The organism is Chryseobacterium sp. FH2 (assembly GCF_001045455.1).
In the GTDB taxonomy this organism is placed as follows: domain Bacteria; phylum Bacteroidota; class Bacteroidia; order Flavobacteriales; family Weeksellaceae; genus Chryseobacterium.
Genome location: NZ_LFNE01000011.1, coordinates 48,311 through 60,830 on the forward strand (window position 1 = coordinate 48,311; position 12,520 = coordinate 60,830).

At 34.3% G+C, this 12,520-nt stretch carries 11 protein-coding genes; 1 reads left to right on the forward strand and 10 read right to left on the reverse strand.

Going from position 1 to position 12,520, the window contains the following annotated elements:
* Window positions 1-43 precede the first annotated feature (43 nt).
* From ACM39_RS15925 to hutH, 6 genes are all read right to left on the reverse strand, one after another.
* Window positions 44-1,585 (reverse strand): phytoene desaturase family protein, encoded by a 1,542-nt coding sequence (locus tag ACM39_RS15925; RefSeq protein ID WP_048512037.1) that lies wholly within the window; start codon window positions 1,583-1,585, stop codon window positions 44-46.
* A 170-nt stretch (window positions 1,586-1,755) separates the two neighbouring features.
* Window positions 1,756-2,640 (reverse strand): lipid A biosynthesis acyltransferase, encoded by an 885-nt coding sequence (locus ACM39_RS15930; RefSeq protein ID WP_048512038.1) that lies wholly within the window; start codon window positions 2,638-2,640, stop codon window positions 1,756-1,758.
* Window positions 2,641-2,748: 108 nt separating this feature from the next.
* Complete coding sequence (locus tag ACM39_RS15935; RefSeq protein WP_048512117.1) at window positions 2,749-3,003, reverse strand: phosphopantetheine-binding protein; 255 nt, start codon at window positions 3,001-3,003, stop codon at window positions 2,749-2,751.
* Window positions 3,004-3,007: 4 nt separating this feature from the next.
* The gene (locus ACM39_RS15940) at window positions 3,008-4,228 is read right to left on the reverse strand and encodes a beta-ketoacyl-[acyl-carrier-protein] synthase family protein (RefSeq protein WP_048512039.1); all 1,221 of its coding nucleotides are present in this window, start codon (window positions 4,226-4,228) and stop codon (window positions 3,008-3,010) included.
* 90 nt (window positions 4,229-4,318) lie between these two features.
* Window positions 4,319-5,050 (reverse strand): 3-oxoacyl-ACP reductase FabG, encoded by a 732-nt coding sequence (gene fabG, locus ACM39_RS15945; RefSeq protein ID WP_048512040.1) that lies wholly within the window; start codon window positions 5,048-5,050, stop codon window positions 4,319-4,321.
* Between the two features lie 76 nt (window positions 5,051-5,126).
* The gene (gene hutH / locus ACM39_RS15950) at window positions 5,127-6,647 is read right to left on the reverse strand and encodes a histidine ammonia-lyase (RefSeq protein ID WP_048512041.1); all 1,521 of its coding nucleotides are present in this window, start codon (window positions 6,645-6,647) and stop codon (window positions 5,127-5,129) included.
* A 97-nt stretch (window positions 6,648-6,744) separates the two neighbouring features.
* Here hutH and ACM39_RS15955 point away from each other — a divergent pair, with 97 nt between their 5' ends.
* The gene (locus tag ACM39_RS15955; protein WP_048512042.1) at window positions 6,745-7,989 is read left to right on the forward strand and encodes an NAD(P)/FAD-dependent oxidoreductase; all 1,245 of its coding nucleotides are present in this window, start codon (window positions 6,745-6,747) and stop codon (window positions 7,987-7,989) included.
* Between the two features lie 36 nt (window positions 7,990-8,025).
* On the opposite strand, the gene ACM39_RS15960 is transcribed toward ACM39_RS15955, so the two are convergent.
* The 4 genes from ACM39_RS15960 to ACM39_RS15975 form a co-directional block, all read right to left on the reverse strand.
* On the reverse strand, window positions 8,026-8,631 hold the full coding sequence (locus ACM39_RS15960; RefSeq protein WP_131701471.1) for a hypothetical protein: 606 nt from the start codon (window positions 8,629-8,631) through the stop codon (window positions 8,026-8,028).
* 60 nt (window positions 8,632-8,691) lie between these two features.
* Window positions 8,692-9,291 (reverse strand): hypothetical protein, encoded by a 600-nt coding sequence (locus ACM39_RS15965; RefSeq protein ID WP_048512044.1) that lies wholly within the window; start codon window positions 9,289-9,291, stop codon window positions 8,692-8,694.
* Between the two features lie 17 nt (window positions 9,292-9,308).
* Window positions 9,309-10,601: a phenylacetate--CoA ligase family protein gene (locus tag ACM39_RS15970; protein ID WP_048512045.1), complete on the reverse strand. Its 1,293-nt coding sequence runs from the start codon at window positions 10,599-10,601 to the stop codon at window positions 9,309-9,311.
* A gap of 135 nt (window positions 10,602-10,736) precedes the next feature.
* Complete coding sequence (locus ACM39_RS15975) at window positions 10,737-12,419, reverse strand: M23 family metallopeptidase (RefSeq protein ID WP_048512046.1); 1,683 nt, start codon at window positions 12,417-12,419, stop codon at window positions 10,737-10,739.
* Window positions 12,420-12,520 lie beyond the last annotated feature (101 nt).

Here is a 12,520-nt window from a genome sequence, read left to right on the forward strand (position 1 = left end):
TTCATTCCAATTTGTTCTGTCCTGAATGACAGTATCTAACACGCTATTTTTCTTCACCTTTGTTTTTATTAATCAATTGTGTTAATCTTTCATCGATAACTTCTTTCCCTAAAATTTCCGCACAAGTATTGAAAGCCCCGATTGTACAGCCTAAAATCCCGTGCATATTTACAGATTGGCCGGTCAGAAAGAGATTATCAATTTTTGTTCGCGGAGAAACCATCGTTTTTAACGGGTTTTCTGAACTTTTTATATATCCGTACATATTACCTTCAAAACTCCCGATATAATCCCGGTAAGACAGCGGAGAAGATGTGTAAATTTTCTTGATTGCCTGTCTTAAGTTCGGAATTTTCTTTTCCAAAGCTTCAACCATTTTTCCCGCTTTCTCCAGCTTAAACTTTTCATATTGCTTTCCTCTCTCATGTTCATCCGTAACAATATTGACCGTTTTCTCCCATTCTTTCACTTCATCAAAGTCCATATACGAAATTGCAGTTAAGCTTTCTGCATATTCAGGCTCATGTTTTGATTGTGTTGATGAAAGCATATAGGTTTCCGGCCAGGTTTCTTTCCTATATTCATATGCCCTCCAAACTGATTCTTCTGATAAATAATGATAAATATTATAATTAAAATTTGGAATAGCATGAGGTTTTAGAACCAAATAAACACTGAAACATGAGGAAACAGGTTCCCAGCTTAAAACTCTGTTTACAAAAGATTTCTTTAATCGATCTTCTCCAATTAATTTAATCGTTGAACGAATTTCTATATTGGAAATAAACCGTTTTGCTGAATATTCTCTCCCCGTATTCGTTTTTACACCCGCTAAAGAATTGTTTTCATTAAAAATAAACTCTGAAACCTCAGAATGTTTATGTACTTCTGCCCCATACTGACGAAGCTTCCGAATCAATAATTTTGAAATCTGGCTTCCGCCTTTTATACATTTGTAGGCACTTTGAATATAAGAATTCACCGTCAGAGCATGAACATAAAAAGGAACACTTTCAGAATCTCCTGCATATAAAAAATTTGACCCTAATAAAACAGATTGTAATTTTTTATTTACAGTAATCGATTCTATAAATCTTTTTGTATTTAAATGGAGAATTTCTTCATTATAATTATCTTTTCCGATGACATTATATCGCGGAAACTGGCTGCAAACTCTCTGAATTTCTTCACAATAATCTTCTAAGTTCTCTCTCTCTTCGGGAAAATAGTGAGACAATTGTTCAACAAAATTTTCATATCCTTGAGCGTGAGGATATTCGATTTCATCATCTCCGAAGGTGATTTTATCGTAACCATCTTTATCCATCTGCCGGATTTCTAGTTCATCCATTATTTCCAGATAAGAAAAGTACTGGTGCAGGTTTTGCCCTTCTGACAGCCCGCCAAGATAATGAACTCCAGTATCAAAAATAAGTTTATCACGGGAAAAAGTCTGTAAGTTTCCTCCATATTGATTATTTTTCTCCAGGACACAGACTTTTAAGCCTTCTTTCGCCAAAATTAGAGCCGAAACAAGACCTCCCAATCCGCTACCGATTACAAGTATGTCGTATTCTTTCTTCAAAGGAGAATTTTTTAATTAAGACGTAATTCAACACAAAGGCCGCAAAACCTGTATCTGCTTTGTGTTTTAGACTATAATAAAGTCATTGGGCAAAGCGAAACTTCCCTTTGTTGAATTACCTTAATGATTTTGAGTTCCTTAGTTAGTTTTCTAAGGTAAAAATAGAAAAATTAATCAATATCATCCCAAAAATCAAAGTAATTGAACCATTGAAGAGGGTATTTTTTAATCATGGATTCGAGATTTTGGGTATATGAGTTTAAAAGCCCCTGTGCATCACGTTTTTTTACCTGCTGAGCAACTCTTGCATATAAATGATAATGAAGATTTATTTCTTTCATGACATATACGTAAACTACCGGAACGCCCAATCGGGAAGCAATCAAGAAAGGCCCTGCCGGAAACTTTGCGCTTTTTCCCAATAAATCAGCTTCCAGGAATTTCGACCCTTCAAAATAACGGTCACCTGTAAAGCAAATCAGTTCATTTTTTGACAATGCCTCATTGATGTCAAAAATATGCGACATATCGTCTTTTACATAGATGAATTTGATATTACTTTTTCTTACGGAAACACTTTCAAGATATTCTTTTATGACTGTAACTTCCTGATCTGTTGTCACCAGATTAATCTGACAATCAAAATCTATATCAGCAAAAAAGTGTTCTGCAATTTCAAAATTTCCAATATGAGCGCTTATTAATACCCCTCCCTTTTTTTCAGCTAAAAGATTTTTAAGGTTTTCAACTCCATCAAACTCGTAAGTGAATTTTTCTCTTAAACCGGCAGAAATGGCTGTTTTATCAATTAAGATTTTTCCAAAAGTGGAATAACTTTTAAATACAGAAATTTTCGCTTTCCAGAAATTATAATTTAGTCGTTTTTTGAAATAATATGAAATGTACTGATTACTCTTTTTCTCGAATAAAAAGTAATACACCGCAACAAAATAAAGTACAAAATAAGAACTTCGGATTCCGATATTTCTAATGCACCAGACGAATATTTTATATCCTAATATTGTCCCCTTAGACTTACCTTTCCACTTGTTCATAATTTTAAATTAACAATCTGTCATTCTAACAATGTAACAATTTTTAAACATTGGTAAACTGCCGGATTGCTATATTGTTATATTTTTAGAGTAAAGTTTAATCGATAATTAAGCGTTTTTTTCAGCGATTTTGTTTTCAATAGTTGAATAGAAATCATCAAAAGTGATCATTTTTTTAAAGTCTGCTTCGCCCAATTTCACCCCAAAATTAGATTCAATCACCACAACCATATCAATATAATCTAAGCTGTCTAAGCCTAAAGTTGTTTTTAAGTTTGCTTCATTGCTGATTTCATCACCGTCTACCTCGAATTCATTCACTAAAAAGTCGTTGACGATCGCAACAATTTTTTCCCTTTCCATGTTTTTAATCAAATTTTTTAACAATTAATGCAGAATTTGTTCCCCCAAATCCAAAAGAATTTGACAAAAATACGTCAATTTTTTGACTTTTTGTTTCAGCTATTAAATTTATCTTTTTCGCCTCATCATCAGGATTTTCCAGATTGATATTCGGAGCAATGAAATCGTTTTGCATCATCAAAATAGAGTAGATAACTTCACTTGCACCTGCCATCCAACATTCGTGACCGGTCATGGATTTTGTAGAACTTACCGGAACCCCGCTTCCGAAGATCTCATAAATTGCTTTCGCTTCATTCGCATCTCCAATAGGTGTGGAAGTCGCATGAGCATTAATATAATCAATATCTTTTACTTGTAAACCAGACTGTTGCAAAGCTCTGTTCATCGCTAAAGCCGGGCCGTCAACATTAGGAGTTGAAATATGCCCTCCGTTTGATGAAAAACCGTAGCCAACGATTTCTGCCAAAATTGTAGCGCCTCTTTTTTTTGCAGATGCTAGACTTTCGACAATTAAAGATGCCGCTCCTCCACTAGGAATCAAGCCGTCTCTCGCTGAATCAAAAGGTCTTGATGCTTTTGTAGGCTCATCTTCTCTTACAGAAAAAACACCCAAACCATCAAAACTTGCCATCGAATATTTGTTGGTTTCCTGGGCACCACCGCAAACAATCATATCCTGAAAACCGTTCCTGATCATCATATAAGCCAGTCCCAAAGAATGAGAACCGCTCGCACAGGCTGCACTGATAGTCAAGTTGATTCCTCTCAATTTAAAAATTGTGGAAAGATTCATCGTAACAGTAGAGTTCATCGATTTGAAAATCGCCCCTGAACCCATTAAAGTTGTGTCTTTTTTTTCCCTTGCAATATCGATTGATTCTACAACAGCTTGAGAAACACTATCATTTCCGTATAAAATGCCGACTTCGTTATGATCTAAAAAATCCTGATCAATATTTGCCTGTTTCAAAGCATCAAGCGTCGCAATATAAGCATATTCACTTTCTTCACCCATACTTACACGCTGTCTGCGGTTCAGAAGATTTTTTAAATCCGGTTTCGGAACAACACCTGTAAGTCCTGATCTGAAACCAAATTCTTTTCTTTCGTCCACTAAAACAATACCGGATTTTCCTTGATACAGAGATTCCTTCACCTCTTCCAAAGAAGTCCCGATACAGGAATAAATTCCCATTCCGGTAATTACAACCCTATTTTCCATGTTATTAAATTTAACAATGTATCAGTTTAACCATGTAACAATTTAATACAATTTGAAAAGATTGATACATGGGTATATTGTTACATTATTTTACGAATAAATTCCACCATTAATATTAATCACTTCACCCGTAATGTAAGAAGATTTTCTAGATGCTAAAAACGCAACTAAATCTGCCACTTCCTCTGCCTCTCCAAATCTGTTGGCAGGAATCATCGCCTTCAATTCATCTTCATTGAATTCCTGCGTCATATCTGTTCTGATGAAGCCCGGTGCAACTGCATTTACAGTGATATTTCTTTTCGCAACTTCCTGTGCAAGAGCTTTTGTAGCTCCTACCAAAGCTCCTTTTGCGGCAGAATAATTGGTCTGACCGGCTGTTCCTTTTACTCCGGAAACAGAAACCATGTTGATAATTCTGCCATATTTATTACGCAGCAATTTTTGAATAAAGAAATTCGTCACGTTGAAAAAACCATTTAAACTTATGTTAATCACAGCATTCCAATCTTCACTTGGCATCCACATAAACAATCCGTCTCTTGTGATTCCGGCATTATTTACAATTACTTCAACAACAGCTTCCAGATTGCTTTCCTGCCATTCTGTTAAAACTTTTTGAGTCTCTTCAGCATTACCAACATCGAATTTAAGAATTTCTCCTGTAGAACCCAATTCTTCAACTTTAGCTAATGTTTCCTTTGCTGCAGTTTCATTTGAAGTGTAGTTAATAAGTATATGGTAATTTTTTTCTTCTGCCAGTTTTATACAGATCGCTCTTCCAATTCCCCTTGAGCCTCCTGTGATGATTGCACATTTCATGTGTTGCTTATATTAGTTTTAGTTTTTATAGTATAATTTTTCTCCTTATTTTATGACAATTAATTTCAGTTAAAAATTACATTGTTTTTAAATATTTCTTTACCTCCTCCAAATATGGATACATCACCATATCATTGGAGAACGCTGGAATTATATTTCTTATTTCATCGTACAACTCTTTTGTAGAAGATGAAACTTTATCTTTAAAATCGAGATATTCAATTGCCTGGACAATTGTAATCGCTTCAATTGCCAATACCTCGAAAGCATTTTCAATCACTTTTCTGCAAATTACAGCCGAATTTGTTCCCATACTTACAATATCCTGATTATCATTATTATTAGGAATACTGTGAACATACATTGGGTTTGACAGCATTTGGCTTTCTGCCGTTGTAGAAGTTGCTGTAAACTGAACACCCTGCATCCCGAAATTGAAACCCAATTTACCTAAATTGACAAAAGGAGGCAAAATTTCGTTGATTTTGGCATTTAAAAGATAGTTTAATTGTCTTTCTGCCAACATTGTCAATTTTGTAACCACAATTTTCAACTTGTCCATCTCCAGGGAAATATAGTCTCCGTGGAAGTTTCCGCCGTGGTAAACATGCTGGTCTTCAACATTTATGATTGGGTTATCATTTGCTGAATTGATTTCATTTTCAAGAACTTGCTCTGTATATTCCAACGTATCTAAAACGGGTCCTAAAATCTGCGGAACACATCTCAAAGAATAATATTCCTGAACTTTTTCTTTAAATACCTTTTCCTGTTCTTCAAAATGCGTATAAAGATGGTCTTCCCTTTTTCTAATTAATTTACTGTCAGACAAATGAGCACGCATTCTTTCTGCAATTTTTTGCTGACCGTAATGTTTTTTTGTTCCGTTTAAAGCTTCAGATAAATGATCATCATAAGCCTGAACAATTTCATTGATAGCACAAGAAAGCTTAATTGAAATATCCGTTAATTGATTGGCTTTGTACGCATTAACAGCACCAATCCCTGACATAACGGAAGTCCCGTTCATTAAGGCAAGACCTTCACGGATTTCTACATGGATTGGCTCTAAACCTTCAATATCAAAAACTTCTTTCGTAGATTTTCTTTCACCTTTATAGAAAACTTCACCTTCACCGATTAAAACTAATGCTAAGTGTGCCAGCTGAACCAGATCCCCGCTTGCTCCAACACCCCCGTGTTCAAAAATCAACGGTGTAATATCTCTGTTTATTAATTCTTTAAGTAAATTCACAACAGAGTTGTGGACTCCTGAATTTCCAAGAGATAAGGTATTCAATCTTGCCAGCATACATGCCTTCACTTCTGCCGGAGGTAAAGGATTTCCAATACCTGAAGAATGGCTTCTGATTAAATTATATTGAAGCTGATGTGTATCCTCATCACTGATTTTGAACTGAGCCATTGGTCCGAACCCTGTGTTCACACCATATATAACTTTATTTTTCGAAAATTCCTTTAAAAACTGAAAACTTGCATCTACTCTGGCAAGAAGTGTTTCATCCAGTTCTATTTTTTGATTCTCAACAATTATTTTTTGAAAGTCTTTCAGTTCTAAAAAGTTATTTATTTTCATTAATTAAAAGTAATAATAGATAATTTTGTAATTATTAATTAATTGTCATTAATTTTGCGGCAAAGATAGAAGTTATTATTAAAATAAAAAATCAAAGATGAGCAAAGAATTTGTTGATGTTCTCGTAATCGGTGCCGGACCTTCCGGTTGCGTATCTTCTTCATACTTAAAGAAGAACAATATCAACGTAAAAGTTGTCGAAAAGACAAAGTTTCCAAGATTGGTTGTCGGGGAAAGCTTAATTCCAAGAGTAATGGATCACTTTGACGAAGCCGGGCTTTTTCCTGCTTTGGATAAAATGGGATTTGAAAAGAAATTGGGAGCACGTTTTTTAAGAGGAGACGAAGTTTGTATCTTTGATTTCAGTGATAAATTCGGGGAAGGCTGGGACTGGACCTGGCAGGTCCCCAGAGCTGATTTTGACAATACTCTGGCTCAGGAAGTGATTAATAAAGGTATTGATCTTGAATTTGAAACAGAAGTAATCGGTATTGAATTTAACGGCACTGATTCTATCACCACTGTAAAAAATAAAAATGGCGAAACGAAGGAAATTCATTCAAAATTTGTAATCGATTCCAGTGGTTACGGAAGAGTTTTACCAAGATTATTAGATTTAGAAAAACCTTCAAAATTATCTCCTCACTCTGCCATTTTTGCTCATGTAGAGGATATCAACAGAGAAGAAGGAACGGAGGGGACATTGATTTCTTTTGATATTATCGAAACTGAAGTCTGGCTATGGGTAATTCCTTTCTCTAATGGAAATACAAGTGTAGGAATTGTAGGCCCAACTGAATATATCGACAAATTATCTGAAAACGGAGATACAACAGAGGCGTTGAAAAAAGCAATTTCTCTTTCTGATTATTATGTAAAACGTTTTGGAAATGTGGATTTTCTTTTTGAGCCAAGACACCTGAAAGATTATTCTTGTTCTGTAAAAAGTTTATTTGGAGATGGATTTGCGTTGACAGGAAATGCTTCGGAATTCTTAGACCCAGTTTTTTCTTCAGGGATGGCTTTTGCAACAGAATCAGGTATGTTGGCTGCAAAGTTAGCGTTAAGACAGTTGAATGGCGAAAAAATCGACTGGCAGAAAGACTATACAGATTATATTTTATACGGAGTTGATGTTTTTACTACTTATGTAAAAGAATGGTACACCGGAAATCTTCAGGAATTATTTTTCCACCGACCTGAAAATGAAGATGTAAAAAGAAAAATATGCGCTGTTTTAGCAGGTTACGTATGGAATAAAGACAATCCTTTTGTGAAAAAGCATGATACAGTCATAAAAAATCTTGCGAATCTTATTAAGATGGAGAAGCAACAACAATAAAAAAACGGCCTGAAAATTCAGGCCGTTTTTTGTTTTTTATTTCAAAGCTTCTTTGATTTCTTTCCCTAATTTTTTCCCCAGAATCTCATATGTAGCAGCAATTCTTCCATATTCCCAAGAAAAATCTTTATTCATTTGTCTTCCCAGAATTTTATCTGCTTGTAGTTTCATCACAATATTTGAAGGATTATCAGTTTCCACAAAAGTCAGATCAGCATCAAGTTTTCCTTCCTGAGAACCAATCATTCCGCCATACCATCCTGCATAAATCCATTTTGCATCAATAATTAAAGTATATTTTGCTTTAACATTATTTCTGAAAAAAACTTTTTTCGCTCTATTATTTACACCTTTAAAGAAATATTCCTGAAATTCTGTAGATTTAAACCTGTCCCACTGATAATTCCAGTTTTTCCAAACTTCTTCGCTTTTTTTAGCCGTAATATCTGCTTTCCTGTTCTCAAGATATTGTTCTTCTGTAAAATTTTTCTCCTGGTAAACAGCATTATCGAATTTTAATTGAACATTCACTTCAGTCTGATCTTTTAAAAAATCAAAGTTTCCCTGAATGATATTAATCTGATTTTGAGCAAAAGCTGTCGTCATAATTGCCACAAACAATAGCAAAAATAATTTTTTCATAGTTTATAATTTTATTTAATTTTTTAGAAATAGAATGTAAAAGTCATTTTGAACTGGCCTTTATTTTTTAGTATAATGATCAACCTTTAGAGCGAGCATCTTTGAAGTTTTCGCATAACATTCAGCAATTCTGTCATTGTTATTGGGAATTCCAATTACATTATCTCCCGTAGCTTTTATTCCTTCAACAACCATTAAAATATTATCCGGATTATCGGTTTCCACGAAAGACATTTTAGAATTCATCTCGGCAGGAATACTGCCTATTCCTCCAAAAATACCTTGAGAAACCCATGTTGGTTCCATAATTAGGGTATATTTCGTCATCTCAAAATTTGTTGCTGCTTTTATATCTGTATTTTTATTCCAGGAAGCCAGAAATTTATCCTGAAAAGTCTTTGCTTTTGAATATTCCCAATCATTCTTCCATTTTTCAGCTTCTTCCTTACCACTTCTTTTTTCAATTTCCCCCATTCTATTAGCGACATATTGCACTTCACTGATTTTCTTCTTGGTAAAAGTGACACCTTCAAATTTGAAAACTACTTTAATGAATTTTTGATCTTTTAAAAAGTTATAATCTCCTGAAATTACTTTAACTCTTTGGGCTGTAAGGCATGATGAAAGAATTATTAAAAATAAAAATAATGTTTTTTTCATGGTTAAATAGGATTCGTTTATCTTAAATCTATAAATGTAACGGGCTTTCTACTATTTGGATTAAACACTGTTTTAGACAAAATATCAAAATCAATGATTTCAATTTTCGGGCTCACCCTCAATTTTGCCCGGAAATGATCTCTTACTTCGTTTACAAAATTTTCAGAGTCACTGTCTGTACTTATTTTAATGATAATTTCATCTAACCCTATTTCATTCGACTGAATAACGATTTGATAGCACAAAATATTATTAAAATCATTCAAAATATCGTTCATAGCAGGTGGATACAAAGTCGTTCCTTTATATTTTATCATCTGTTGCTTTCTCCCAATGACAGGTCCCAACCTCATCGTATTTCTTCCGCATTGGCATGGTTCATAATGCGCTTTTACAATATCTCCGGTTTTAAATCTTAATAAAGGAATCGCTTCAACACCTAAAGTTGTAATCGTCAATTCTCCGCTTTCGCCTTCTTTAACAATATTTCCCCCATCATCAAGAACTTCTGTGATAATTAATTCAGGATGATGATGTCCTCCGATTTGATATTCACATTCTGTAAAAGCTGTGCTCATTTCCGTAGAAGCATACGTTGAGAATAACTTAATATTCCACTTTTCTTTAATCTTTTGTGAAAGAATATTATCTGTAAAGTCCTGATTTTTGATGCTCTCCCCGATACAAACTGCCCCGTAAACGCTGGAAGCTTTATAATCTATCCCATGTTTTTCTGCATAATCAATCATTTTCAACAAAAATGAAGGAACGGTGATCAGGTATTTTGGTTGATATCTGAAAATTGAATCCCATTGTAATTCTGGAATTCCGGGGCCCATTCTGACAACGCTCGCTCCCATTTTTCTTAATCCTAAAAAATACGCAAGCCCTGCCATAAACCTTTTATCAATAGTCGTAATCATCTGCACAACATCCCCTTTCCTGATTCCTGCACAGGCGAAAGAAATTGCTTCATTGTAAGCCAGTCTTTCAAGGTCGCTGTCAGACAATCCGAAAGTTACAGGGTCGCCCAGCGTTCCTGAAGTTGTACTGTAATCAACAATTTTATCCGGTGTGATACAAAAGAAAGCATCATTATATTGTTGCAAATCATTTTTTGTTGTAGTTGGAATTTTCTGCAAATCCTCCAAAGTCTGAATATCTGAAATGCTGATATTGTTTTCTTTAAATATTTTTTGATAAAATGGTGAGTTGTTTTCAAGATACGTTAAAAGCTCCTGAAGTTTTTGCTCCTGAAACTTTTTTATTTCCTGAATGTCTGATTTTTCAATTGATGGATAGAATTCCAATGGTTTTTATTTTTAAAGAACAAATTTATTTAATTAAAATTAAAAGATTGAAGGATTAAAAAATTCTCACACAGATTTGCACGAATTTTCACAGATCATTGGCGCAATCTGTATATAATCTGCGTAAAAACATTTTTATCTCTGAAAAACAAAGGTCTGTGTATTGATATTTCCAGCCGTGTTAATTGTTGTGACTTTTAACGTGTGCAATCCGGAACCTTTCGGGCATTTTTCATCAAAAATATATACAAAATCATCTTTTAAACGGGCAAAACGAAGCCATTTCCCATCCAATTCTGCATGGAAAGATTCTATATCCCCAATTTTGGCTCTTCCTTTCAATCTTAATGAGTTTACATTTACAAGTGTCCCATCTTTCCAGCTCGGAGAAACAGCAGGCAAACTATCATCCAATAATAACCTTGCAGTTCCCAGCCTGTTGAGTTGCCCTTCTGCCCAATCACCATTCCATTTTACTTTGAGTATATTCTTATCGCTTCCGTAATTAAGCTCAATAAGGGCATTATCTTTTTCTTCTTTGGTTAATTTCCTGTTGGGTTTTATTTTTAATGTAAAATAATCATGAATCGGAATGTATGGGTTATTTAAAACAATTGTATTTGAAACAGCGTATGCATCCGATTTTTCATACATATTAAAGTTAACAGCATCATAAACGGCCCTGTTACTCAAATTGATCTCTGCATTTTCAGTTTTAATCGTTTTTGATTCATTTGGAGAAACCGCTTTATTATTTGTTAAAATTTTATCTGATGATGGGTTGCCCAACTGAACTTTTGTGGTTAATCGGCTTGTATTCCCGCTGACATCTTTTAAAATAATTTCAATATTATGAATTTCATTATCCTGAAGATTGATAATTCCATCAGAACCGGAACTATAATTTTTCAATTTCATTCCCGGCAAGGCCGACAAGTGCTGAAGACTCATCTTATCACGGACAAATTTTGTATAATCAATACAACCGTTGATGTAACGTGTATCATTATAGCCTATCCTATCAATTTTGAAATTGTAAACCAATTTGCCATCCATCAATAATTCGGCATTATAAATTCCCAGATTAAAACCCTGATTAGCTTTATCCACCGCTTTTATCGCAAAACTAATTAATGGTGAGCTGACCTGAATAACATTTGAAGTATAAACACTTCCTGCTTTTTTGACAGCAATTCCATTCGCTCCAGGCTCATAAGTGCTAAAACGTCTGTCATACCAATACAACTCACTGATAATCGGCGCAATATTATCAGGAATATTAAAACCGAACAATAAAGGATTGATGCATTCTTCCGTTTTTGTATCCCTGACTTCAAAATGTAAATGAGGTCCTGCCGAACCTCCTGTGTTTCCACTCAAAGCAATTAACTGTCCTTTCGTCACAGGAAACTGATTGGGTAAAAAAGTAATATCCTGCTCCCATTTTTCATCTTTATACTGTTTTTCTTTTACAAATTCATCGAGTTTATCAAAATATGTATTTAAATGGGCATAAACAGTTGTGTAACCATTCGGATGTGTGACGTATACTGCATTTCCAAATCCGTACCGCTCAACTTTTATTCGACTTATATAACCATCTGCCGCCGCAGCTACAGGTAAATTTTCCTGGCTGTTAGTACGGATATCCAATCCCATATGAAAATGATTGGCGCGGACAGCCCCAAAATTGGCTGCAAGATTAATAGGAATATTTAAAGGATTTCGAAAATAATTTTGAGGATAATTATTCTGAGCAAATATTGCAATGCTGTTGATAAAACAAAAAAGAAATATCAATCGGGGAAAAGCTTTCATACAAATGGTTTTAAGTGTTATTTTAAAATTACGAAATTTAAAACAATAATTAAAAAATAAATTCTTACCGATTTAGCAGATGACGCAGATTTTCAGGTGCA